Consider the following 23,932-nt stretch of genomic DNA (forward strand, 5'->3'; position numbering starts at 1 on the left):
CTCGCGGCGGCGGGCGGCATGAGGATCGCGACCAGGCCGCCGGGCCGCACGTGGGTCAGGCAGTGCTGCACCCAGGCCAGCTCCGGCTCGCCGCGCGGCGGCAGCCCGTACGCCCACCGGGGATCGCCGACCAGCTCCTCGTAGCCCCAGGCGCGCTCGTTGAACGGCGGGTCGCACACGACCGCGTCGGCCGGCTCCCCGGCGAAGGCGTCGTGCCGCATGGCGTCGCCGGCCGTGATCGTGGCGTCGGCGCCGCGCAGCCGCAGCCGCGTGGCCGCGATCGAGGCGGAGCTCTCGCTCAGCTCCTGCCCGAGCAGCCGGCGCCCGTCACCGGTCGCGGCGTGCAGCAGCAGGGTGCCCACCCCGCAGGCGGGGTCGAGGACGGTGCGGGCGTCGCCGACGAGGGTGACCATCAGCTCGGCGACGTCGTCGCGGGTGACCGAGAGCTGCCGGGAGTGGGCCTCCAGGTAGCGCTCGACGAGGAACTCGTAGGCCGTCAGCGCGCCGTGACGCTCGGCCAGCTCCGACACCAGCTCCGCCTGCTCAGGCTCCAGATCGCTCTCGTCCGAGGTCAGCAGGGCGCCGGCCTGGGCCACGGCCTCGCCGAGGCGCAAATCGCCGGCGGTTTTCAGGCGCTGCCACGCCCGATCTCCCAGGGACACCTGGTAGGACTTCCCATAGCGGCGCAGCCACTCCTCGACCTGCGGGAGCGAGAAGAGCGGCTGATTGGCCGTGCCGCCGATGGGCACGGGGAAGTCCTCGTGGCGTCGGCGCCAGTTGCTGACGGCGGCACGCCCGACACCGGCGAGCCGGGCGATGTCCCCGGCGTTCAGGGTCGGGTCGTGGCTCATGAGGTCACCCTAGTTCAACCGAGTCTTCAGCGCATCTGCTTGTGAAGTCTTTCAACCAGTGATTTACTGCGGTGTATGAAGCACAACATCCGCTATGCCGCCGGATCAGATGTGGGCCGCCGCCGGGAGCAGAATGAGGATTCCGGATACGCGAGCGGCCGGTTGCTCGTGGTGGCTGACGGAATGGGCGGGCATGCGGCCGGAGAGCTGGCGAGCGCGGCGGCGATCGCCGTCATGCGCGAGATCGACGCCACGCTTCCCGACACGGGGAGCGACCTGGAGGCGGCGCTCGACGGCGCGGTCCGTGAGGCGGGGCGCAGGCTGGTGGAGCTGGCCGCGATCGACCCGGCCCGCCGGGGCATGGGCACGACGGTGACCGCGATGCTCTTCGACGGCTACCGGTTCGCGCTGGCCCACCTGGGCGACTCCCGCGGCTACCTGCTTCGCGACGGCGCGCTCTACCAGATGACCAAGGACCACACGCTCGTGCAGTCGATGGTGGACGAAGGGCGCATCACCGAGGACCAGGCCGCGGTCCATCCGCGGCGCTCGATGGTGCTGCGGGTGCTGGGCAGCGAGGGCCGGGCGGAGCCCGACCTGGCGCTGCGCGAGGCCGACCCTGATGACCGCTACCTCCTCTGTTCGGACGGGCTCACGACGGTGCTCGGTCCCGAGGTCCTGCACGAAGTGCTGACCACGGTGGCAGACCCGGCGGCGGCCGTCCAGCGGTTGATCGATCTGGCGAACGAGGGAGGTTCGCCGGACAACGTGACCGTCATCGTGGCCGACGTCGTGGCCCCCGGAGCGGGGGACGACCAGATCTACCGGGTCGGGGCAGGAGCGTAACACCGTCGGATCCCTCCTGCCTCACTGTCCCCTTCAGCCCCAGTACGGAAATATCGCCTCATAGCTTGACATTTTCCGGGTGTCACGCGCACGTTCGCGACGCCGCGATTACAGTCCATCGTGATCCGTCACGCCTCTGGGGGGAGTCGAGCTGGACCCGATTGCGGATAAGTTACTCAAAACGGTCCGAAAGGAACTTGGCTACCGGGAGAAGAACGGCCAGCACACCAAGTTCGGCCACTGGTACGCCGAGCGCGTCGACGATCCTCAGTACAAGAACGCGCCGTGGTGTGACATGTTCCTCGCCTGGGCGGCCGACAAGGCGGGCCTCACCGAGTACGTCGGGCAGTTCGCCTGGACCCCGTCCCACGCCGTCTGGTTCATCGAGCAGGACGCCTGGACGCGCAAGCCGGAGCCGGGGGCTCTGGTGTTCTTCGACTGGAAGGGCGGCGAGAGCTACAAGGGCATCGACCACGTCGGCGTCGTCGAGCGGGTCGTGGGCGGGAAGATCCACACCATCGAGGCGAACGTCGACCGCGTGTGGCTCAAGCGCAAGGTCCGCGACACCGACAAGGTGGTGGGCTACGGGCTGCCGCGCGTCGTCAAGGCCAACGCCGAGCGGATCGAGATCCGGGAGACCGAGCAGCCGTTCCCGCTGCGCGAGCGGGCCGACAAACCCGGAAGCAACCCGCTCGACGTGATCGGCACGCCGGTGGCGCTGCTGCTCATCATGGTGGTCACCACCGTGGTGGTCGCCTTCCGCCTCGCGGGCCGCCGCCGCGTCCGTCCCCGCCCCTGGAACGCGCCATCGGCCCAGCCCGAGATCGAGCGGATCGGACCCCAGTACGTCATGCGCGACCCGGTGCCGCCCCAGCCGGGACCGCCCGCGCGCGAGTCGGTCCCCGTCGGCGCGCCCCGCCGTCGCCGGCCCTACGACCGCGAGTCCTGAGCCGCGGCCGTCAGACCTCCAGGGTGATGACGACCTTGATGTGCTCGCCCGTGTCGAAGGCCGCCCCGAACTCCTCCATCGGCAGCCGCCGGGTGATCAGGGCGTCCAGCCAGGAACGGTCCGCCTCGCCCAGGGCCGTCGCGGCGGCCCTGTAGTGGCGCAGGTTGGCGTTGACGGTGCCGAAGACGACGTCGTTCTCCAGCACGATGTCGCGGTTGATCAGCCCCGCGTCCGCCCGCACCTGACGGCCGGCGCTGGAGACGCCCGTCAGGCAGACGATGCCGGCCGAGGCCGTGCTCAGCATGGCCTGGAAGATGAGCGGCCCCGAGCCGGTCGCCTCGATGATGAGGTCGGGCAGGTAGCCGCCGACCGCGTCCAGGTCGCCGCCCTGGTGGTAGGTGGCGCCCAGGCCGGCGACCAGCTCGGGCTTCAGGCCGCTGGCCGCCCGGTCCATGACGTGCACCTCCAGCCCTCGCTGCCGGCCCATCAGCGCCGCCAGCAGGCCGATCGGCCCGGCTCCGGTCACGAGCAGCCTCTCCGGCTGGAACCAGGCCCGCGAGCCGATCCGCTCGATGTGCTCCCACGCCTTGGCGAGCACCGAGGCGGGCTCGACCAGGACGCCGAGCATGCCCAGCGCCGGGTCGACCCGGACTGCGTACCCGGCCTCGACCGTCCAGCGCTCGCTGCCGTACCCGTCGCGCCCCTTGATGCCGCGTTCGGTGTACTCGCCGTTGCGGCACATGTCGAACTCGCCCCTGGCGCAGGCTCCGCAGGGCACCGGGTCGGGCCGGCGGACCACGCCCACGACCAGGTCGCCGGGCGAGAACGCGGACCCGTCCGGCGCCTGGAGTACCCGGCCCAGCGACTCGTGCCCGAGGACCATCGGCCCGCCCCCGGGGAAGCCGTACTCGCCGGAGACCAGCTCCCTGTCGGTCCCGCAGACGCCCAGGGCGAGCCCCTGGACGAGCAGTTCGCCGGGGCCCGGCCGCGGATCGGGCACCTCGGTCAGGCCGAGAGTGCCCTGCTTGCCCGGTACCAGGGTGATGGCACGCATGAGTCACCCCTACCCAGGGAAGTCTGGGAAATAGTAGGACGTCCTAGTATCTTCGAGGCAGGCCCACCGGTTAGGGAGTGAGCAAGCGTGCATGTTCCGGTCCATCCCGTACGTTTCGTGACGGCGGCGGCCCTGTTCGACGGTCACGACGCGGCGATCAACATCATGCGGCGGATCCTCCAGACGCAGGGAGCCGAGGTCATCCACCTGGGCCACAACCGGTCGGTGGACGAGATCGTCACCGCCGCCATCCAGGAGGACGTCCAGGGCGTGGCGATCAGCTCCTACCAGGGCGGCCACGTGGAGTTCTTCAGCTACCTCGTCGACCTGCTGCGCGAGCGCGGCGCGGGTCACATCAGGGTGTACGGGGGCGGGGGCGGCGTGATCGTGCCCGAGGAGATCGAGCTGCTCCACTCCCGGGGCGTCGCGCGGGTCTTCTCGCCCGAGGACGGCCAGCGCCTCGGCCTGCCCGGCATGATCAACAAGCTGATCGAGGAGTGCGACGTCGAGCTGGAAGGCGCCCCGTCGGTGGAGGCCGTGGTCTCCGGCGACCAGGCGGCGCTGGCCCGCGCGATCACGCTCATCGAGTCCGGCCGCGCCCCCGCGGAGCTGGTCCAGGGGCTGCGCGCGGCCGGCAGGACGGCCCCCGTGCTGGGCATCACCGGCACCGGCGGGTCGGGCAAGTCCTCGCTCACCGACGAGCTGGTCCGCCGGTTCCGGGTGGACAACGACGACAAGCTGCGGATCGCGGTCATCGCCATCGACCCGACCCGCCGGCGCGGCGGCGGCGCGCTGCTCGGCGACCGGATCAGGATGAACAGCCTGGGCCCGCAGACCTACTTCCGCTCGCTCGCCACCAGGGGAGGCCCCAGCGAGGTGCCCGCCTGCCTCGACGACGTGATCACCGCCTGCCGGGCCGCCGGCTACGACCTGGTCGTGGTCGAGACGCCCGGCATCGGGCAGGGCGACGCCGGCATCGTGCCGCACGTGGACGTACCGATCTACGTCATGACGCCGGAGTTCGGCGCGGCCTCCCAGCTGGAGAAGATCGACATGCTCGACTTCGCCGAGGCGGTGGTGATCAACAAGTTCGAGCGCCGCGGGGCCGAGGACGCGCTGCGCGACGTGCGCCGGCAGATGGTGCGCAACCGGGCGGCGTTCGGGGTCAGCCCGGACGACATGCCGGTGTTCGGCACGATCGCGGCCCGCTACAACGACGCCGGCGTGACCGCGCTCTACCACCACCTCAAGGGCCTGCTCACGGAGAAGGGGCTGCAGGCGGGCCCCGGCCTGCTGGCCCCCGTCGAGGGCCGCACCTCGCGGGCGTCCGCGGCCATCGTGCCGCCGTCCCGGGTGCGCTACCTGGCCGAGATCGCCGAGACCGTGCGCGCGTACCACGAGGAGACCCGCGCCCAGGCGGAGGTGGCGCGCCGGCGGCAGCAGCTGGAGGCCGTGCGGGCGCTGCTCGGCGAGGAGGACGAGCGGCTGGCGCGGCTGAGCGCCGAGGCCGAGCGCGAGCTGACCGAGGAGAGCCGGGCGCTGCTGGACGACTGGCCCGAGACCAGGGCCCGCTACAGCGCGGACGAGCTGGTCGTGCGGGTGCGCGACCGCGAGATCCACACCCCGCTCTGGCGCGAGACGCTGTCCGGCAATCGGGTCCCCCGGGTCGCGCTGCCCCGCTTCGAGGACCACGGCGAGCTGCTGCGCTGGCTGCGGGCCGAGAACCTGCCCGGCCGGTTCCCGTTCACCGCGGGCGTGTTCCCGTTCAAGCGCGAGGACGAGGACCCCACGCGGATGTTCGCCGGCGAGGGCGACCCGTTCCGCACCAACCGGCGCTTCAAGCTGCTGTCGGAGGGCCAGCCGGCGACCCGGCTGTCGACCGCGTTCGACTCGGTGACGCTGTACGGGAACGACCCCGACCTGCGCCCCGATATTTACGGAAAAGTCGGGACTTCGGGGGTGTCGATCGCGACGCTCGACGACATGAAGGTGCTGTACGACGGCTTCGATCTCTCCGCGCCCAACACGTCCGTGTCGATGACCATCAACGGCCCCGCCCCGACGATCCTGGCCTTCTTCCTCAACACCGCCCTCGACCAGGCTCTCGACCGCTTCCGCGAGGAGCACGGCCGCGAGCCCTCGCAGGAGGAGGCCGCCGCGCTCCGCGCCGGCACGCTGTCCACCGTGCGCGGCACCGTGCAGGCCGACATCCTCAAGGAGGACCAGGGCCAGAACACCTGCATCTTCTCCACCGAGTTCTCGCTGCGGATGATGGCCGACATCCAGGAATGGTTCATCCGCAACCGGGTCCGCAACTTCTACTCGGTGTCGATCTCCGGCTACCACATCGCCGAGGCCGGCGCGAACCCGATCAGCCAGCTCGCCTTCACCCTGGCCAACGGCTTCACCTACGTGGAGGCGTACCTGGCGCGCGGCATGGACGTGGACGACTTCGCGCCCAACCTGTCGTTCTTCTTCTCCAACGGCATGGACCCCGAGTACAGCGTGCTCGGCCGGGTGGCCCGGCGCATCTGGGCGGTGGCCATGCGGGAGAGGTACGGCGCGGGGGAGCGCTCGCAGAAGCTCAAGTACCACATCCAGACCTCGGGCCGGTCGCTGCACGCGCAGGAGATGAACTTCAACGACATCCGCACCACCCTGCAAGCCCTGATCGCGGTCTACGACCACTGCAACAGCCTGCACACCAACGCCTTCGACGAGGCCGTCACCACCCCGTCGGCCGACTCGGTGCGCCGGGCGATGGCGATCCAGCTCATCATCAACCGCGAGTGGGGCCTGGCGCGCAACGAGAACCCGTTGCAGGGCTCGTTCATCATCGACGAGCTGACCGACCTGGTGGAGGAGGCGGTGCTGAGCGAGTTCGAGCGGCTGTCCGACCGGGGCGGCGTGCTCGGCGCGATGGAGACCGGCTACCAGCGCGGCAAGATCCAGGACGAGTCCATGCTGTACGAGACGCGCAAGCACGACGGGTCACTGCCGATCATCGGGGTGAACACGTTCCGCAACGGCGGCGACGAGCACGTGCCGCACAAGCTGGAGCTGGCCCGGGGCACCGAGGACGAGAAGCGCTCGCAGCTGGAGCGGCTCCACGCCTTCCAGGAGCGGCACCGCGACGAGGCCCCGGCCGCGCTGGCCCGGCTGCGCGAGGTGGCGATGTCCGACGGCAACGCCTTCGAGGTGCTGATGGACGCGGCCCGCGTGTGCTCGCTCGGCCAGATCACCGAGGCGCTCTTCGAGGCGGGCGGCCAGTACCGCCGCAACGTCTAGTCCTGCCGGGAGAGGAGGCTCGCCCGGACGGCCGGTGTCGTCCGGGCGGCTAGTTTCTCCTGGCGACGCCGCACAGGCCCAGCGACGCGGACGGGTCGTCGATGAAGTCGATCGTGTCACCGTCGCCGGGCCGCCACTCCGGCAGCCACACCAGGCCGGGCTCCAGCAGCTCGAACCCCTCGAACAGGGCGGCGATCCCGGCGCGGTCGCGCAGCACGAGCGGCGAGGTGGCCTTGCTGTAGACCTCGGTGCCCTCGGCCACGGCGTCCGGCCGGGACTCGCTGACGCCGTGGCTCAGCACCAGGTAGCTGCCGGGGGCCATCGCCTCACGCAGGGTGCGGATGATCTCGCGCGGGTTCTCCGACTCCTGCACGAAGTGCATGACCGCGACCAGCAGGACGGCGACGGGCCGGCGGAAGTCGAGGACCTTGCGCACGTCCGGGTGGTCGAGGATCTCCTGAGGCTTGCGCAGGTCGCCCTGGACGGCCACCTTGTCCTCGCCGTCGAGCATCGCCCTGGCGTGCACCAGCACCACCGGGTCCAGGTCGACGTAGACCACCCGGCTGCCGCCGGCGACGCTGTCGGCCACCTCGTGCACGGCGCCCTGGTTGGGCAGGCCGGTCCCGATGTCGAGGAACTGCCGGATGCCCAGGCCGGCCAGATGGCGTACGGCCCTGCCGAGGAACGCCCGGTTCGCCCGGGCGGCCAGCCTCGCCTCCGGCACGATGCGCAGGATCTGCTCGGCCGCCTCCCGGTCAGCGGGGAAGTGGTCCTTGCCGCCCAGGTAGTAGTCGTACATCCGGGCGACGTTGGGCGTGTTCGGATCGAAACCCACGGACTCCGGCTCCAATCGTCGGCCCCCCACATCCGAAGATGAGAAACTCTTTCCAAGATTCTAGACACCAGTAACGTCAATTGTGGGGACAATGCCCGGCTTCATGCGTGACCCTGCTGCGGTGTGTGACGACACCGGCACCCCGGTCCCGGTCCCGGCCACCGTTTCCCGGATCGTCTCGCTGGTCCCGTCGCTCACCGAGTCGGTCGCCGCCACCCTGCCGGGAGCCCTGGTCGGCGCCACCGACTGGTGCGCGCACCCGCCCGGCCTGGACGTGACCCGGGTCAGGGGCACCAAGAACCCCGACCTGGACGTCATCAGGCGGCTGGACCCGGACCTCGTGCTGGCCAACGCCGAGGAGAACCGCCCCGCGGACCTGGAGGCGCTGCGCGCGGCCGGCCTGCCCGTCTGGGTGACGAGGATCGAGACCCTCGACCAGGCCCTCGCCTCGCTGGCCCGGATGTTCGCCGACGCCTGCCGCGTCGAGGTCCCGCCGTGGCTGGTCAGAGCCGGGGAGGTCTGGCGCGAGCCGCACCGGGGGCCGAGACGGACGGCGATCGTCCCGATCTGGCGCCGCCCCTGGATGGTGGTGGGCCGCGACACCTTCACCGGCGACGTGCTCGCCCGGCTGGGCGTGGACAACCTGTACGCCGGCCACCCCGAGCGCTATCCCAGGATCCCGCTCGCCGAGCTCGCCGGCGCCCGCCCCGACCTGGTGGTGCTGCCGGACGAGCCGTACGCGTTCAGCCGTACCGACGGCCCCGAGTCGTTCCCCGGCCTGCGCTGCGTGCCGGTCGGCGGCCGGCTGCTCACCTGGTACGGGCCCTCGCTCGTGGCCGCCAGGGCGGAGCTGGAGCGGGCGCTCAGGTGACGGCGTCCGTGCGCGGCCTGGCGGCCAGCGCCGCGTCGACGGCCCGGGGCGACAGCACGTGCTCCATGACGATCACCGCCGTGCCCACGATGCCCGCCCGGTCGCCCAGCGAGCTGTTGACGATCTCCAGGTTGCGGGTCGTGTACGGCAGGCTCCTGCGGTAGACGCTCTCCCTGATGCCCGTCAGGTAGTGCTCGCCGGTCTCGGCCATGTCTCCGGCCAGCACCAGCACGCCGGGATTCAGCAGGCTGACCGCGGTGGCCAGCACGATGCCCAGCGTCCGCCCGCCCTCCTGGACCCGCGCGATGGCCGCCGGGTCGCCGGTCTGCACCAGCCGCACCACGTCGCGGCTGCTGTGCCGGCCCAGGTCGGCGGCCATGGCGTGGCCGCTGGCCAGCGACGCCACGCAGCCGCGCGAGCCGCAGGTGCACACCCGGTCGTCGGTCTCGAACAGCCGGACGTGGCCCAGGTTGCCGGCCGCTTCCTCGACGCCCCGGTAGATCCGGCCGCCCAGCACGATGCCGGTGCCGATCCCGGTCGACACCTTGACCAGGACCAGCGACGCGCAGTCGCGCCACGACGACCACCACTCGCCCAGGGCCATCGCGTTGGCGTCGTTCTCCACCAGCACCGGCACCGGGAACTCGGCGCGCAGCGCCTCCGTGATCGGGTGGTCGTCCCAGCCCGGCATGAGGAACGACCGGATCATCCGGCCGGAGGTCTGGTCGACCGAGCCGGGCAGGTTCAGGCCTATGCCGCAGATCTGCTCCGCCGGTCGCCCGGTGCGGTCGAGCAGCCGCCGGAACGCCTGCCGCACCCAGGTGAGCACGGCCTCGGGGCCCCGCTCGATGCGCATCTCGATGTGCTCCTCGGCCAGCGGCCGGGCCGCGAGGTCGGTCAGCGCGACCCGGGCGTGGCTGGCCCCGAGGTCGGCCACCAGCGCCAGGCGGCTGGTGGCGTCGATGTCGAGCACCGAGGGCGGTCGCCCGCCCCCGGAGGCGCCGACGCCGGACTCGTGGATGTACCCGGCGTCGATCAGCCGGTCCACCCGGTCGGTGATGGTCGACCGGGACAGGCCGGTGTACTCGATCAGTTCCTTGCGGGTGCGGCAGGTGCGATCGCGGATGAGCTGGAGGATCTGCCCTGCCGTCAGCATGGTCTATCCCTTCTCCGCTCCCGCCGTGAGCCCTTCCGTCAGCAACCTCTCACTGGCGAAGAAAAGGATCACGATGGGCAGTGTCAGAACCACCGATCCTGCCATGAGCACCGTCGTCGGGATCTCGATACTTCCCGCGAGTTGCGAGAGCCCAAGGGAGACGGTCCAACTGTCCCGCTTCTCCACCAGGAAGAGCAGGGCGAACAAGAACTCGTTCCAGGCGATCATGAACGCGTAGAGGCCGGTCGCCATGAGCGCGGGCTTGGACAGCGGCAGCACCACCCGCCAGATGGTCGTCAGCCGGCCGCAGCCGTCGATCGCGGCCGCCTCCTCCACGCTCTGCGGCACGGTCTCGAAGTAGTTGCGGAGCATGTATACCGTGACGGGCACCGTCTGCGCGATGTACACGAGGATCAGGCCGACCAGCGAGCCCCGCAGCCCGAGCATGGTGAACAGCACGAACAGCGGGATGGCCAGCACGATCGCCGGGAAGAGATAGACGGCCAGGAACAGGAAGTGCACCTGGCGGCGGCCGAAGAAGTTCAGCCGGGCCACCGCGTACGCGCCGGGGATCGAGATCAGCAGGGTGACCGCCACGGACGCGACGGCCACGATCGCGCTGTTGCGCATGAAGGTCAGGAACCCCTGCCTGTCCAGCACGTTCAGGTACGTGTCGAACGTGAAGGTCTGCGGCCAGAGGGAGCCGGGCTGCAGGATCAGCTCCTGGATGTCCCGGAACGACAGCATGACCATGTAGTAGAAGGGGAACGCGGTGATCAGGAAGAGCACCGCGATCACGATCGGTCGCAGCACCTTGAGCAGCGCCCGCTCGAACCTATCCCTGCTCACGCTCACCTCCGCCGAAGAACCGCAGGTAGATGACGAGGAAGACGACGAGCACGACGGCGAGCACGATCGCCTGGGCGGCGGAGGCGCCGATGTCGTCGCGGGCGGTCAGGAAGTTGTAGACCCGCACGCTGACGACCTCGGTGCCGGCGCCGCCGCCGGTGAGCAGGTAGACGTCGTCGAACTTGGTGAACGTGAACACGAACCGCAGCACCGACAGCAGCGCGATGATCCGCCAGAGCTGCGGCATGATCACATAACGGAACCGCTGGGTCGGCGTGGCCCCGTCGACCACCGCCGCCTCCTCCAGCTCCGACGGCAGCGCCTGAATCCTGGCCAGGATGAACAGGAAGGCGAACGGGAAGTAGCGCCACGCCTCGAAGGCGATCACCGTGAGCAGCGCCACCGGCACCTCGATGCCCAGGAACGTGCCCTTGGCCTGGGTGAGGAAGGCGATCGGCTCGTCCAGCCAGGTGTTGACGATCCCGTACTGGGGGTTGAGCATCGTCTCCCACAGGAACGCCACCGCCACGACCGGCGCCACGTACGGGATCAGGATCGAGGCCCGCACGATCGTGCGGCCCTTGAACCGGTCGCGCAGCGCCAGCGCCGTCACCAGCCCGATCACGATCGACAGCGCGGTGCCCGCCACCGTGTAGACCAGCGTGTTGACCAGGGCGGACCAGAACCCCGGCTCGGTGATCACATAGGTGAAGTTCTCCAGCGTGTAGTTGCCGAAGATGCCCGCCTGCCGGATGTTGATCAGGCGGACGTCCTGGAACGCCAGCATGATCGCCCACAGCAGCGGCACGACCACCACGACCAGCGTGATGATCAGGGTGGGGGAGATGAGCGCCAGCCCCGCCCGGCCCTCCTGCTCGCGCAGCGTGCGCCCGCGCCTCACTCGCGGATCCCGCGCTTGATGGTCTCGACCTCCCGCTTGGCCTGGGCCGCGGCCTCCTGGGCGGTGACCGAGCCCGCCACCGCCGCGCTCAGCGCGGTGGGCACGGGCAGCTCGCCCATCACGGCGCCGGCCAGCTTGCCCTGGCCCTGCGGGATGCCCCAGCGGCCGAACGTCTCCGGGCTGGTGCGCAGCGCGTCGAGCACCTCGGGCGGGTAGACGTCGCTCAGCGGCTTCTTGGTGTCGACGCCGGCCTCCAGCCCGCTCCACTTCTCCGCGAAGCCCTCCCGGGTCGGGAACTTGCCCTCCGGCGCCATGCCGAGCCACCGCTCGTAGCCCTCGTTCATCATGTACGAGACGAACCGGCTCGCCGGGTCGGTCGCGGAGTCCCGCATGATCGTCCAGGAGACGATCTCACCGTACTGCGCGGGCTCGCTCCCGTCGGGCCCCTTCAGCGCGGTCACGACCCCGGTGTTCTCGGCCAGCCACTCCGGGTCGGCGCGGCACTCCTCGCAGCTCGGCAGCGCGTCCTTGCGCAGCCCCGCAAGCTCGTCGAGGATGAACGACGACCAGATGGTCATGGCGGCCTTGCCGGAGAAGTACGTCGCCCTGGTCGAGTCGACGTCCTGGGTGCCCTTGACCGAGTGGTTCTTGGCCAGGTTCGCGTAGAAGTCGAAGGCCTTCACGCACTGCGGCGAGTCGAGGGTGACGTTGCCGGCGTCGTCCACCATCTGGCAGCCGTTGGCCAGCGCCACGTGCTCGAAGCTCTGGGCGGTGAAGGAGTCCTTCGGCGCGACGGCGAGCGTGATGCCCGCGACGCCGCCGGTGTTGAGCTCGGCAGCGGCCTTCTCCAGCGCCTCGTAGGTGTCGGGCGGCGCCAGGCCCGCCTTCTCGAACAGGTCCTTGCGGTAGAGGATGAGCTGCGCCCAGCCGTCGCTCGGCACCGCCAGCAGCTTGCCGTCGCCGGTGGTGAGCTCCAGCGCGCGGGCGGAGAACGTGTCGCGCCCGAGCTGGTCGACGATCTTGCCAGGGGTCTCGGTGTCGAGGAGGTCGTTGGCCTCCAGTTCGCGGACGGAGCCCAGGGGCAGCGCCCCGATCACGTCGGGCAGGTCGCCCGCCGCCGCGGCGGAGGTGATGACCTGGCTGAACTGGTCCTCCGCCACGCCCACGAGCTCGACCTGGATGCCGGTCCGCTCGGTGAACTCCTTGATGATCTGTTGCTGCACGGCCATGCGGTCTTCGAGGTTCTCCTCGGTCCAGACCGTGATCTTGTTGCCGGCTTCCTGCTCGCTGCCGCCGCCGCAGGCTGTCAGGCACGCGGCCGACAGCAGTGCGGCGGAGAGGACGGCGGTTACCTTCTTCGGCATGACGCGCTCCTCCGGATGGGGATATGCGGCCACTTACCCATTGATCGTCGAGCAACGCCCAGGTATCCATTCCGATACCAGTCTGTACCCATGCCGACCCTTCACCGCCGTTCCTCGCCCGCCCCTCGTTTGATCCTCCGGCGACGACCCGCGGCAAAGGGTGGGTCCGTGGGCAGCGAAATCCTCGTATCGGACGGACGCGGCGGTCGACGCAGAAAGGCTCCATCTGATCTGATTTCGGGCATCGATGTGGAGCGGTTTCGGCCGGTACAAGCGGCCGGCACCCCCGCCTGGAGCTGCCTGACGTCACACGCAGGTAAGGTCGCTTTCCAGAAATCGGTGACTGAAACCCCTTTTCGCTCCGAATTCTCATACGGAAGTCGTAGACTTTCGAGTGATCCGCGCATGACTATGGTGTGCGGAGCCGAACTAATTCCGTGACTTTTGATTGATCCATAAGCGTAAGTGATGGTTATGCGCGTCATCACCTTCCCAGAGCCGGGCCGCGTCGCCGTCGGCCTGGAGCCGCCCGCCGAGCTCGTCCCCGGCAGTGTGCGGGTCCGTACGATGTACTCGGGCGTCTCCGCGGGCACCGAGCTCACCGCCTACCGCGGCACCAACCCCTACCTCAACCGCAAGTGGGACACCGAGCGACGCCTGTTCCTCGACGGCCGCACGCACGCCTACCCCCTGTCCGGCTGGGGCTACCAGGAGGTCGGCGAGGTGGTGGAGGCGGCCCCCGACGTCGCCGAGCCCGCCGTCGGCAGCGTCGTCTGGGGCATCTGGGGCCACCGGGCCGAGGCCGTCGTCCCGGCCTCCCTGCTCGCCGGCCACGTGCTGCCGCCCGGCGCGACGCCGCTGCACGCGGTCTTCGCCCGGGTCGGCGCCATCGCGCTCAACGCGGTGCACGCCGCCGACATCCATCTCGGCGACCAGATCACCATTTTCGGCCAGGGCGTCATCGGCCTGCTCGCCACCCGGCTGGCCGTGCTCAGCGGCGCCCGCGTGGTGGCGGCCGACGCGATCCCCGGCCGCCTGGAGCTGGCCAGGAAGTACGGCGCGGCCGAGACGTTCGACGTGCGCGCCGGCTCGGTCGCCGAGTTCACCCGCAAGCGGATCGAGGGCGCCGACACCGCGATCGAGCTCAGCGGCAGCCACCTCGGCCTGCAGGAGGCCATCCGCACCGTGCGCCGGGGCGGGCGGGTCGTCGCGGCCGGCTTCTACCAGGGCGACGGGATCGGGCTGCGGCTCGGCGAGGAGTTCCACCACAACCAGGTCCAGCTCATCTCCTCCCAGATCGGCGGCGTCGCCTCCTGGCTGTCCCACCGCTGGGACGTCGAGCGGCTCCAGCGCACGTTCATGGAGGTCGTCCACCGGGGCGAGCTCGACGTCGCCTGCCTCGTCACCCACCTCGTGCCCGTCGACGACGCGCCCGCGGCCTTCGACCTGATCGACAAGCACCAGTCCGAGGTGCTCCAGCTCGTCTTCACCTTCGAGGAGTCACAGTGAAGCTCGCCGCTCAGGAGCAACTCCTGCCGGGCCGGTCCCTGCAGGAGAAGTTCGCGTTCGCCGTCGAGGCCGGGTTCGACGCCATCGAGCTGCGGGGCAAGGGCGACTTCCACTTCGCGGGCCGGCTCACCGAGCTGAAGCGCGCGCTCGCCGACGGCGTCGTCATGCCGACCGTCTGCGTCGACATGCCGCACTTCATCGGCGACTTCGACCCGGCCAAGCGCAAGGACGCCATCCAGCAGCTGCGCTCCCAGCTGACGGTCATCGGGGAGCTGGGCGGCATCGGCGTCATGACCCCCGCGTCATGGGGCCAGTTCTCGCTCCGGCTGCCCCCGTTCACGCCGCCGCGCGGCGCCGACGAGGACCGCGAGGTGCTGGCCGAGGCGCTGGGCATCCTCGGCGAGCACGCCCAGCGCAACGGTGTCCTGATCATGCTGGAGCCCCTCAACCGGTACGAGAACCACATGGTCAACACGCTGCGCGAGGCGGTCTCGTACTGCGCGATGGACGCGATCAGGGTCGTCGGCGACACGTACCACATGAACATCGAGGAGGACGACCCCTGCCGTTCCCTGGTGGAGGCCGCCCCCTACCTCGCGCACATGCAGATCAGCGAGTCCAACCGCAACCAGCCCGGCACCGGTCACCTCGACTGGGCGGCCCAGCTGGCCGCCCTCGACGCCGTCGGCTACGACGGCTACCTGGCGCTCGAATGCCGCCTGCGCGGCGAGCCCGAGATCGTCCTCCCCCAGACAGCAGCCTTCATCAGGAAGTTCCTATGATCCTTCGCGACGCGCTGCGCGTCCTGATCGACAACTGGGACGGCAGCTACACGGTTCCCTCCCGCACGCTCTACCCCCACCAGTGGAGCTGGGACTCCGCCTTCATCGCCATCGGCCACGCCCGCTGGTCGCCCCGGCGGGCCCGGACGGAGCTGCTCAGCCTGTTCGGCGCCCAGTGGCGCGACGGCAGGGTGCCGCACATCGTGTTCAACCCCTCGGTGCCGGAGGGCGCCTACTTCCCCGGCCCCGAGTTCTGGGCGGTGCGCGCGCCGTCCGGCTGGACCACCTCCGGCATCGTGCAGCCGCCGGTGCACGCGCTGGCCGCCTGGCGGGTCCACCTGGCCGAGCCCGACCCCGGCTTCCTGGCCCGGATCTACCCCCGCCTGGTGGCGCAGCAGGAGTTCCTGCGCGCGCAGCGGCGCGGGCCCGACGGGCTCGTCTCGATCGTGCACCCCTGGGAATCCGGCATGGACAACAGCCCCAGCTGGGACCTGCCGCTGAACGCCGTGGAGCCGACGCCCGACGGCGTGTGCCGCCGCGATCTGCGCCACATCGACCCCTCCGAGCGGCCCACCGACCGCGACTACCAGCGCTACATCGCCCTCGCCCGCGCCTACCGCGACACCGGCTACCGCCGGGCGTGCGCCTTCCAGGTCGAGGACCCGCTCTTCAACGCCGCGTACGGGAGCGCCGAGTGGGCCCTGGCTGAGATCGCGGCGGTGCTCGGCCGCGACCCCGCGCCGCACCGCGCGGAGGCCGAGCGGATCACCGCCGCCATGGTCGAGCACCTCTACCAGGACGGGCTGTTCCACCCCCGCGACGCCCTCACCGGCTGCCTGGTCCGCTCCTCCAGCGCGGCCGGCCTGACCCCGCTCATCCTGCCCGGCCTGCCCCGCGACGTGGCCAACGCGCTGATCGGCACCGGGCTGGACCTGTTCGGGCTGAAGAACGGCGTGCTGCCGAGCTACTCCCCGGCGGCCGCCGAGTTCGACCCGGCGTGTTACTGGCGCGGGCCGAGCTGGATCAACGTGGCCTGGCTGGTGTGGCAGGGGCTGAAGGACCGGCGGGCCGACCTGGCCGACGGGCTCGCCAACGGCATGGTCAACGCCGTCGGCCGATCCGGCTTCCGCGAGTACTTCGACCCCTTCACCCTGGCGGGACACGGGTGCGGTGACTTCAGCTGGTCAGCCGCTCTGATCGTGGACGTCCTGGCTGAGCACGGCCTGAAGGGCGTGCCGCTCACGGCTCGCGAGCTGGGCCAGCAGGCGGGGCCCCTCCGCGAACCCGACCACGTCGGTGATCAGGTGCCGGCGTAGCCGCTCCCCGCGCCCGGCGAGCAGGGCGATGCTCTCGTGCGAGAGCCGCTCCCTGTCCCAGGCGTGCGCCAGGCCGCGCGGCACCCGCCCGATCTGCGCGCAGCGCAGCGAGAGCCCGTTGTGGTGGAACTCCTCGCCCAGCCGCACCTCCTGGGCGCCGCCGGTGTAGAAGGCCAGGTCGACCGCCACACCCTGGGGCCGGAGCAGCTTCAGCGCCAGGGCCAGCGCCCTGGCCTGGCCACGGCACTGGAAGACCACGTCGGCGCCGCGGTCGTCGGGGCCGTGCCGCCAGCGCCGCTTCAGCTCGACCGCCGGGTCGGCGTCCACGGCCATCGTGTCGGCCCCCAGCGCCTCGGCGACCGCCAGCCTGGACGGCGTCTCGTCCACGACCACCACCTCCGCTGCCCCGTACGACAGCGCGAACGACGCGGTCAGCAGGCCCACCACGCCCGCGCCCACCACCGCGACCCGCCGCCCGCGCACGCCGTCGCCCAGGTCGTGCACGTCCGGGCCGTACAGGTCGGCGGCGGCGTGCAGCAGCCCGTTGGCGCAGATGGGGCCCATGTGGGCGACGTAGATGCCGAGCAACGGGTCGAGGTCGGCCGGCAGCGGCACGAACCGGTCGCGCATCGGGTCGGCGACGTAGGCGCTGCGGTGCCCGTAGGTCATGGCCACCAGCGTGCCCTCGGCCACCGCCCGGGTGCGGGTCTCGGCCACCCGGCCGACCTGCATGTAGCCGATGCCGCGCACCGGGTAGGCGATCGACGGGGCGCCCTCCAGGAACAGGCCGAGAGCGCGGTCCCAGGTCGAGGACAGGTAGGGGTTGTCTCCCTTGACGTAGGTGAGCTCGGTGCCGGCCGACACGCCGCTGTGCACGGTCTCCACCAGGAAGCCGCCCTCGGGCACCTCGCCGAGCTTCTCCTCGACCAGGGTCACCTCGCCGGGCGCCTCGATGCTCAGCACCGTCGCGACCTCACGCATCGACCATCACCGGCTTCCGTTCGCGTGCGGACCGGGCCAGCGCGAGCGCCAGCCGGTGGGTCTTGAGCGCCTCCCGGTACGGGGCTCGTACGTCGGCCTGTTTACCCTGGACGGCGTCGATGAACGCGCGATCCACCGCCACCTTGGCCCGTTCCCCTTCCCGCACCCGCTCCCCGCCGTCGACGACCAGCTCGGTCTCGCTCAGCTCCAGCGCGATGCCCTCCGCGTGCACCTCCAGCCCGGCCCGGTGCTTGCGGTCCAGCAGGCTGCAGGTGGCCAGCAGGCCGGCGGCGCCGTCGGCGAAGCTCATGACGGCGGCGGTGGCCCGGTCCACCTCGCCCTCGACCGTGTTGACCGCGGGCACCGCGTGCACCATCGTCACCTCGCCCACGAGCAGCCGCGCCAGGTCCAGCACGTGGACGGCCTGCTCGACGGTCTGTCCGCCCGACATGTCGGGCTTCAGCCACCAGGCGACCGGCGGCACCTTGTCCAGCCAGTGGCCCAGGGCCAGCCGCACCGGCCGGTCGGCCAGCAGGTCCCGGGCGCGGTCGAGGATGTCGAGGTAGCGCCAGTGGTGACCGACCGCCGACGGCAGCCCGCGCCGGTCGATCTCGTCGGCGATCGACTCCGCGGTGGCCAGGTCCAGCGAGAGCGGCTTCTCCACAAAAATCGGCAGATTGCACGACAAGATGTCATGTTCCGGGTTACCGTGCGCGAAGGGAGGCACGCACACGTACACAGCATCCAGATCGCCGGCGCTCAGCAGATCGGCATGGTTGCCATAGGCGGGGGAGCGGTGCTTCGAGGCCAGCGCCTCGGCTCTATGGGGATCGGTGTCGGCGATCCCGGCGATCGTTACATCGGGGAAACCTGATAGGACGTCGGCATGACGGGCGGCGACATTGCCTGCCCCTACGATGCCCACACGGATAGTGGGAGACATACCGGGCCTATCCCACGAGACTCGCAAAACAAACAAACATGTTCGAAGAGTCATCAAGGGGGCAGATGTCGCCGACCTGACCTTCAAAGATCGGGGTTGACTGCATGGAAAAAGACTTGGGGACCTTGGCCAGGGTCCGGGAATGGTATGGACCCCACTTCAGCACGGCCGCCGAATGGCCGGTCGACGCTCTCCTCCTCGCCAAGGGAACCACCACGGTGAGCGTGGTGCTGCCGGCTCGGAACGAGGAGTCGACAGTGGGCGACATCGTCACCGAGATCCGCCGCGACCTGATGGAGCGGACACCCCTCGTGGACGAGATCGTCGTGGTCGACTCCCTGTCCACCGACGCCACCGCCGCCAGGGCGGCCGCCGCCGGCGCCCGCGTGGTCGCGCAGCAAGAGGTGCTCCCTCACCTGCCGCCCATGACCGGGAAGGGCGAGGCCCTGTGGAAGGGACTGGCCGCCACCACCGGGGACGTCGTCGTGTTCATCGACGCCGACCTGCACGACTTCGGCTCCCACTTCGTCTCGGGACTGATCGGCCCGCTGCTGGTCGACCGTGACATCCAGTTCGTCAAGGGCGCCTACGAACGCCCCTACACCGGCCCCGACGGGGTGGCCCGCCGCGGCGGCGGCGGGCGCGTGACCGAACTCGTGGCCCGGCCCCTGCTCAACATGTTCTGGCCGGAGCTGTCCGGCTTCGCCCAGCCCCTCGGCGGCGAGTACGCGGCCCGCCGCGAGGTGCTGGAACAGGTCCCCTTCGTCACCGAGTACGGGGTTGAGTTCGGGCTGCTGGTGGACCTCCTGCAGCTCGTCGGCCTCGACGCGATGGCCCAGGTCGACCTGGGCGTGCGCACCCACACGCACCAGTCGGTGCCGGCGCTCGGCCGGATGGCCGGGCAGATCATGCTCACCGCCTGGTCCCGTCTGGAGAACCAGGGACGCCTGGTCTCCTCCGAGTCGCCCGCCCACACCTTGCTGCAGTTCGGTCTCGACGGCCAGGCGGACCTGGTGGACGTGGCCGTGGCAGAGCGACCCCCCTTGGCCTCTCTGGTCCTAGAGGAGGACGTGGCATGAACATCCTGCTCAACTCCGGCCCCTGGCTCCCGGTGCCGCCCCCGGGCTACGGCGGCATCGAGAACGTGGTGGCCACCCTGATCCCCGAACTGCGCTCGCGCGGCGTGCGCGTGGTGCTCGCCTCGGTGGGGACGAGCACGATCGAGGTGGACGAGCTGATCAGCGTCTACGACGACGGCCAGTTCCCGCACCTGCAGAAGCCGTACAACCAGGTCATGGGCATCGCCCACGCCCACCAGGCGCGCGTGGCCGAGGAACTGCGCCGCCGCGGCGACATCGACCTCGTCCACGACCACCTGGAAGTGGTCGGCCCCGGCGTGCTGGCCGCCCTGGACGGCCCGCCCGTCCTGCACACCCTGCACTGGGACCTGCGCAAGCACGCGGCCTTCTACGACTCCTTCCCGAGCAAGATCGCTGTCAACGGCGTCTCCCACTCCCAGCTCGCCCGCGCCCCCGAGGCGCTGCGCCGGTCGTCGCTCGGCGCCGTCCACCTGGCCACCCCCTTGGCGGGCACCGGCCTGCGGGTCGAGCGCGGTGAACACCTCATCGTCCTGGGCCGCGTCTGCGGACTCAAGGGCCAGCACGTCGCCGCCCGCGTCTGCCAGAAGCTCGACCTGCCGCTGACCCTGGCCGGCCCGGTCAGCGGCCTGTCCACCCCCGCCGAGCTGGAGTGCGTCGCCGAGGACCCGTCCCACCCCCTCTTCGGCCACCCGGACGTGCGCTACCACGTCGACCAGGTCTCCCCGTACCTCGACGGCGAACGCGCGACCTGGATCGGCTCCGTCGGCGGCGAGGAGCGCGACCGGCTCTACGCCTCGGCCCGCGCGGCGCTGTTCCCCATCCAGTGGGACGAACCGGGCGGCACCGCCGTCGTCGAGGCCCTCGCCCTGGGCGTGCCGCCCATCGGCCTGCGCCGCGGCTGCCTGCCGGAGATCATCGACCACGGCCGCACCGGCTTCCTCGCCGACACCGAGGAGGAACTCGCCGAGTGGATCCTCCGCGTGGACGAGATCGACCCGGACGAGTGCCGCCGCGAGGCCGCCCGCCGCTTCTCACCCGCCGTCATGGCCGAGCAGTATCTGGAGCTGTACGAGCGAGCGATCAGGAGAAGCCCCGTGGCAGCACGGTGACCGGGACCGAGGAGGCGCGCAGCATCTTCATCGCCAGCTCGCCGATGAAGACGCGGTGCGGCTGGGCGTCCTCGCTGGCGGCGCAGACCAGCAGCTCGCCCGGCAGCCACGTGGCGGTCTCCATCGCGGCCGCCACGTCGTGCCCCTCGGCCACCTCCGCCTCCGCCTCGATTCCCGTGGTCTCCCAGGCCAGCCGCACCGCCAGCGCCAGATCGTCGCGGATGCGCTCCGGGTCGTCGGTGCGCAGGTCGAAAGTGATCAGCCGGAGCGGCACGCCCAGGCGCAGCGCCGCCTGGGCCACCCGCCCCACCGCCTCGTCACACTGCGGCCGGTGCACGTACGCGAGCGTGAGCCTGGACGACCGGCCGACCGGAGCGTAGCCGGACGGCGCGACCATCACCGCCTCCGGCGACAGATGGAGCAGGTGGGCGGCGGTGCTGCCGAGCGCGATGCGCCCGTGCTGACCGCCGCCCGCTGACCCGACGACGATCAGGTCGGCCCTGATCCGGCCGGCCAGCACCCCGAGCCCGCGCCCGGCGCCCCGGCTCTCGAACGCCATGAACTCCGACGGGACGTTCTCCAGCGCCACGCCCGCCTCCGCCAGGTACGCCTGGGCCTGGACCGACTCGCCAGGACTGCCGGGCGGATAGATCGAGGCCACCGTGAGCTCGCCGCCGGTGACCCTGGTGATGGCCGCGCCGAGGGCCAGCGCCTCCCGCCCGCCCGCGTCGTGGGTATAGCCGACGATCACGTGCTCTCCGATCACGACTGCCTCTTTACCCGCTGTGAGCTGGGAATACGCCCTCGTTGCCGAACGTTGTACCAAAACGGAGGCGAAAGGAATTGAAGATCACTCTTGACACCAAGTTCGTCGGCTCGTCCGGCATGGTCACCCTCCGTGACGCCGTCGCGCAGCTCAAGGCCCAGGATCTGGCCTGCACGGTCGCCCGCGACAAGATCGAGCCCAAGGCCCGGATGTTCGCCGAATGCGTCGAGCGCGGTTTCACCCCGCTCCGCAGCGAGATCATGGCCGCCTGCTACCTCGCCGAGCGCGACGCCGCGGCCGAGTCCTTCGATCGCGGACTGATCACGGAAGGCGAGCTGGAGCAGACCCGGCTCGCGCTGGCCAGGCGCTTCCTCGGCGCCGCCTGAACCTTCGTTCTTTCGGCTGACGCGCTCGCGGTCGCCATGCTCGTAAAGTCGTGTCCATCAGCTGTCTGAACGGATGGGACACGCGTGTACCGCGACATCGTCGACTTCGCACTCACCACGCCCGCCTGGCTGCACACCCTCGCCGAGGTGGGCACCGACGCAGGGCTGTTCATCTTCGCGGCGCTGTTCGTCGTGTGCTGGTGGCGGGCGCGCCACGCGCCCCCGCGCGACCTGGCCATCGCCATCGCCGGGCCGGCCGGGATCGTCGGCGCGTACGTGACCAGTGAGGTGCTGAAGCTGATCATCAGGGAGGACCGGCCGTGCCGGGGCGGCGTCCCGACGATCGCCGCCTGCCCGCCGCTGGACGACTGGTCGTTCCCCAGCAACCACGCCGTGATCGCCGCCGGCGCGGCCGGCACGCTCATGCTAGCCTGGCGCGCACTGGGCTGGGTGGTGGTGCCGCTCGCCGCCGTGATGGCGTTCTCCCGGGTGTTCGTCGGCGTGCACTACCCGCATGACGTCCTCGGCGGGTTCGTGCTGGGCATCACGCTGGCGCCGCTGCTGACGCTGCTGCTGGTCGGCGCCGTCACCCCGGTCGTGCGGCTGGTCCGCGGACGCCTGACGGCCGCGGGGTGAGCGTCAGGCGGCCGACCAGGTATGACGGCCGAGGAAGCCCCGCTCGCCCGTCGCGTACTCGTGGAAGGCGCGCCGCACCTCTTCCAGCTCCGCCACCTCGGCGCGGACCATCGCGCCCTCCTTGTACTCCAGCTCGTAGCCGGGGGAGACCTGGATGAAGTGGTGGCCGAAGGTCACCAGCGTCACGAACGGGTTCTGCGGCGACATGGTGCCCAGCACGTCGTGCACCAGCCCCAGATCGGGATCGCGCACGACGAGCCCGTCGCCGGTGTGGAGCTGCATGCCCTGATAGACCCCGAGGGGCGCCACGTTGTGCACCAGATCGCGCTGCGGGTCGTAACACACCAGCCCGTGCGTCCGCGCCACCTCGAACACCTGGGCCGACATCTCGTCCATGGTCTCCAGGTCCATCGTCACCAGGACGCGGTCACCGAAGGCGGTGACCGTGCCCGGCAGCTCCTTGGCGACCTCCGGCAGGTCCCCCTGGTCGGGCTCGCCCTTCCGGACCTCCAGGTAGGTGGCCCGCGCCTGGTCCCTGGAGACGGGCACGGGCTCGTCCCACACCATCAACTCAACGCTCACCCGTCCATCTTGTCGGACCAAGGCCGCACATGAGCGGGTACGAGCTGGAACAACGCCGAAACCGCGCCCTGACCGCCGCTCGCCCGCGTGGCGTCCCTACCCGGTGGTGGCGGGCTTCTCCGTCTCGGGCACCAGCTCGACCGTGCAGTGCATGCACCGGCGCGCCTCGATCGGGATCTCCCCGATGCACTCCGGGCACTCCTTCGTGGTGGCGGCCTTGTCACGGTCGAGCATCTTGATCAGCCTTGTCATCGGCATGACGACCAGCCAGTAGACCACCGCCGCGATGATCAGGAACGTGATCAGATGGTTGAGGAAGTCGCCGTACTTGAACTCGCTGCCGTTGACGGTGAACGAGTACTCGGCGAAGTCCGGTTGCCGCCCTCCGGTGACGGCGCCGATCAGCGGCGTGATGAGGTCTCGGACGAGGGCCTGCACCAGCCCGCTGAAGGTGGCGCCGACGATGACGGCCACGGCCAGCTCGACGATGTTGCCGCGCAGCAGGAAACTCTTGAACCCACCCATAGCGACGGTATGTAGCCGGTCAAGCCAAGGTCAAACCTGCGCCTCAGACGGCGTCGAACCGACCCGCCTTGATCGCGTCGCGGAAGCTTTCCCACTCCGTGCGGTCGAACGAGAGTTTCGCGCCTTCAGCATCCTTGCTGTCGCGGATGAGGACTGTGTCGCCGAATTGTGCCACTTGGATGCAATGCCCGTTGTTGCACGAGTGCCAGGTCATTTCGGGGAGACCTTGGAGGGAGCCCATGCGGCACCTCTCAGAAGTTGTCTACAGACGTCGCCCACAGCCATACCCCGAAATGTGTTCACGTAAGACAGAAGGGCGGGCCGCCATTGCGT

General features: G+C 70.6%; 23 protein-coding genes and 1 pseudogene. 11 read left to right on the forward strand and 13 right to left on the reverse strand.

Features of this window, described 5'->3' with window-relative positions; all coding sequences use genetic code 11:
• The coding region (locus OUY22_RS20400; RefSeq protein ID WP_270156645.1) for an HsdM family class I SAM-dependent methyltransferase at positions 1 to 851 on the reverse strand (851 nt) is incomplete at its 3' end.
• Positions 852 to 926: 75 nt separating this feature from the next.
• On the opposite strand from OUY22_RS20400, the gene OUY22_RS20405 reads away from it, so the two are divergent.
• A complete protein-coding gene (locus tag OUY22_RS20405; protein ID WP_270156647.1) occupies positions 927 to 1,697 on the forward strand; it encodes a PP2C family protein-serine/threonine phosphatase in 771 nt (256 codons plus the stop codon).
• 160 nt (positions 1,698 to 1,857) lie between these two features.
• Entirely contained in the window at positions 1,858 to 2,646 is a 789-nt protein-coding gene (locus OUY22_RS20410) for a CHAP domain-containing protein (RefSeq protein ID WP_270156674.1), read from the forward strand.
• A 10-nt stretch (positions 2,647 to 2,656) separates the two neighbouring features.
• Here OUY22_RS20410 and OUY22_RS20415 read toward each other — a convergent pair whose 3' ends face one another.
• A complete protein-coding gene (locus OUY22_RS20415; protein ID WP_270156648.1) occupies positions 2,657 to 3,700 on the reverse strand; it encodes a glucose 1-dehydrogenase in 1,044 nt (347 codons plus the stop codon).
• Positions 3,701 to 3,787: 87 nt separating this feature from the next.
• Here OUY22_RS20415 and icmF point away from each other — a divergent pair, with 87 nt between their 5' ends.
• Complete coding sequence (icmF, locus tag OUY22_RS20420) at positions 3,788 to 6,988, forward strand: fused isobutyryl-CoA mutase/GTPase IcmF (RefSeq protein ID WP_270156649.1); 3,201 nt, start codon at positions 3,788 to 3,790, stop codon at positions 6,986 to 6,988.
• A gap of 49 nt (positions 6,989 to 7,037) precedes the next feature.
• Here icmF and OUY22_RS20425 read toward each other — a convergent pair whose 3' ends face one another.
• The gene (locus OUY22_RS20425; RefSeq protein ID WP_270156650.1) at positions 7,038 to 7,823 is read right to left on the reverse strand and encodes an SAM-dependent methyltransferase; all 786 of its coding nucleotides are present in this window, start codon (positions 7,821 to 7,823) and stop codon (positions 7,038 to 7,040) included.
• Positions 7,824 to 7,926: 103 nt separating this feature from the next.
• On the opposite strand from OUY22_RS20425, the gene OUY22_RS20430 reads away from it, so the two are divergent.
• Positions 7,927 to 8,694 carry a helical backbone metal receptor gene (locus OUY22_RS20430; protein ID WP_270156652.1) on the forward strand — a complete coding sequence of 256 codons (768 nt, stop codon included), beginning with the start codon at positions 7,927 to 7,929 and terminating at the stop codon, positions 8,692 to 8,694.
• Here the strand turns inward: OUY22_RS20430 and OUY22_RS20435 are convergent.
• The 4 genes from OUY22_RS20435 to OUY22_RS20450 are packed head-to-tail and all read right to left on the reverse strand — an operon-like array spanning position 8,687 to position 12,964.
• Positions 8,687 to 9,850: an ROK family transcriptional regulator gene (locus OUY22_RS20435; protein WP_270156653.1), complete on the reverse strand. Its 1,164-nt coding sequence runs from the start codon at positions 9,848 to 9,850 to the stop codon at positions 8,687 to 8,689. The genes OUY22_RS20430 and OUY22_RS20435 overlap by 8 nt on opposite strands.
• Before the next feature lie 3 nt (positions 9,851 to 9,853).
• A complete protein-coding gene (locus OUY22_RS20440) occupies positions 9,854 to 10,699 on the reverse strand; it encodes a carbohydrate ABC transporter permease (RefSeq protein WP_270156654.1) in 846 nt (281 codons plus the stop codon).
• Entirely contained in the window at positions 10,686 to 11,600 is a 915-nt protein-coding gene (locus OUY22_RS20445; RefSeq protein WP_270156655.1) for a carbohydrate ABC transporter permease, read from the reverse strand. Before OUY22_RS20445 ends, OUY22_RS20440 begins: the two co-directional genes overlap by 14 nt.
• Positions 11,597 to 12,964 (reverse strand): ABC transporter substrate-binding protein, encoded by a 1,368-nt coding sequence (locus OUY22_RS20450; protein WP_270156656.1) that lies wholly within the window; start codon positions 12,962 to 12,964, stop codon positions 11,597 to 11,599. The genes OUY22_RS20445 and OUY22_RS20450 overlap by 4 nt, the downstream gene beginning before the upstream one ends.
• A 474-nt stretch (positions 12,965 to 13,438) precedes the next feature.
• Here OUY22_RS20450 and OUY22_RS20455 point away from each other — a divergent pair, with 474 nt between their 5' ends.
• The 3 genes and pseudogenes from OUY22_RS20455 to OUY22_RS36940 all read left to right on the forward strand — a co-directional run.
• The gene (locus tag OUY22_RS20455) at positions 13,439 to 14,473 is read left to right on the forward strand and encodes a zinc-binding dehydrogenase (protein ID WP_270156657.1); all 1,035 of its coding nucleotides are present in this window, start codon (positions 13,439 to 13,441) and stop codon (positions 14,471 to 14,473) included.
• Entirely contained in the window at positions 14,470 to 15,255 is a 786-nt protein-coding gene (locus OUY22_RS20460) for a sugar phosphate isomerase/epimerase family protein (protein ID WP_270156658.1), read from the forward strand. The genes OUY22_RS20455 and OUY22_RS20460 overlap by 4 nt, the downstream gene beginning before the upstream one ends.
• Positions 15,252 to 16,430 (forward strand): annotated as a pseudogene (locus OUY22_RS36940) (MGH1-like glycoside hydrolase domain-containing protein); the annotation flags it as partial. The gene OUY22_RS20460 and the pseudogene OUY22_RS36940, both read left to right, overlap by 4 nt.
• A gap of 9 nt (positions 16,431 to 16,439) precedes the next feature.
• On the opposite strand, the gene OUY22_RS20465 reads toward OUY22_RS36940, so the two are convergent.
• Positions 16,440 to 17,552, reverse strand: coding sequence for a zinc-binding dehydrogenase (locus OUY22_RS20465; RefSeq protein ID WP_270156659.1), 1,113 nt, complete (start codon positions 17,550 to 17,552; stop codon positions 16,440 to 16,442).
• Positions 17,545 to 18,549: a Gfo/Idh/MocA family protein gene (locus OUY22_RS20470; protein ID WP_333486749.1), complete on the reverse strand. Its 1,005-nt coding sequence runs from the start codon at positions 18,547 to 18,549 to the stop codon at positions 17,545 to 17,547. The genes OUY22_RS20465 and OUY22_RS20470 overlap by 8 nt, the downstream gene beginning before the upstream one ends.
• Positions 18,550 to 18,599: 50 nt before the next feature.
• Between OUY22_RS20470 and OUY22_RS20475 the strand changes: the two genes are divergently transcribed.
• Together OUY22_RS20475 and OUY22_RS20480 are read left to right on the forward strand one after the other, a co-directional pair.
• Entirely contained in the window at positions 18,600 to 19,574 is a 975-nt protein-coding gene (locus tag OUY22_RS20475) for a glucosyl-3-phosphoglycerate synthase (RefSeq protein WP_270156661.1), read from the forward strand.
• Positions 19,571 to 20,704 carry a glycosyltransferase gene (locus OUY22_RS20480; protein WP_270156662.1) on the forward strand — a complete coding sequence of 378 codons (1,134 nt, stop codon included), beginning with the start codon at positions 19,571 to 19,573 and terminating at the stop codon, positions 20,702 to 20,704. Before OUY22_RS20475 ends, OUY22_RS20480 begins: the two co-directional genes overlap by 4 nt.
• Here the strand turns inward: OUY22_RS20480 and OUY22_RS20485 are convergent.
• Positions 20,676 to 21,470 (reverse strand): universal stress protein, encoded by a 795-nt coding sequence (locus OUY22_RS20485; RefSeq protein ID WP_270156663.1) that lies wholly within the window; start codon positions 21,468 to 21,470, stop codon positions 20,676 to 20,678. The genes OUY22_RS20480 and OUY22_RS20485 overlap by 29 nt on opposite strands.
• 77 nt (positions 21,471 to 21,547) lie before the next feature.
• On the opposite strand from OUY22_RS20485, the gene OUY22_RS20490 reads away from it, so the two are divergent.
• Complete coding sequence (locus tag OUY22_RS20490; protein ID WP_270156664.1) at positions 21,548 to 21,856, forward strand: hypothetical protein; 309 nt, start codon at positions 21,548 to 21,550, stop codon at positions 21,854 to 21,856.
• Positions 21,857 to 21,940: 84 nt separating this feature from the next.
• Entirely contained in the window at positions 21,941 to 22,492 is a 552-nt protein-coding gene (locus OUY22_RS20495) for a phosphatase PAP2 family protein (protein ID WP_270156665.1), read from the forward strand.
• Positions 22,493 to 22,495: 3 nt separating this feature from the next.
• Here the strand turns inward: OUY22_RS20495 and OUY22_RS20500 are convergent, their stop codons facing one another.
• The 3 genes from OUY22_RS20500 to OUY22_RS20510 all read right to left on the reverse strand — a co-directional run bounded on the left by OUY22_RS20500 (position 22,496) and on the right by OUY22_RS20510 (position 23,813).
• Positions 22,496 to 23,074, reverse strand: coding sequence for a hypothetical protein (locus tag OUY22_RS20500; protein WP_270156666.1), 579 nt, complete (start codon positions 23,072 to 23,074; stop codon positions 22,496 to 22,498).
• A gap of 96 nt (positions 23,075 to 23,170) precedes the next feature.
• Positions 23,171 to 23,599 carry a large conductance mechanosensitive channel protein MscL gene (gene mscL / locus OUY22_RS20505; RefSeq protein WP_270156667.1) on the reverse strand — a complete coding sequence of 143 codons (429 nt, stop codon included), beginning with the start codon at positions 23,597 to 23,599 and terminating at the stop codon, positions 23,171 to 23,173.
• A 43-nt stretch (positions 23,600 to 23,642) separates the two neighbouring features.
• Entirely contained in the window at positions 23,643 to 23,813 is a 171-nt protein-coding gene (locus tag OUY22_RS20510) for a DUF397 domain-containing protein (RefSeq protein ID WP_270156668.1), read from the reverse strand.
• Positions 23,814 to 23,932 lie beyond the last annotated feature (119 nt).

The sequence above is a fragment of the Nonomuraea corallina genome, assembly GCF_027620315.1.
Lineage (GTDB): Bacteria > Actinomycetota > Actinomycetes > Streptosporangiales > Streptosporangiaceae > Nonomuraea > Nonomuraea corallina.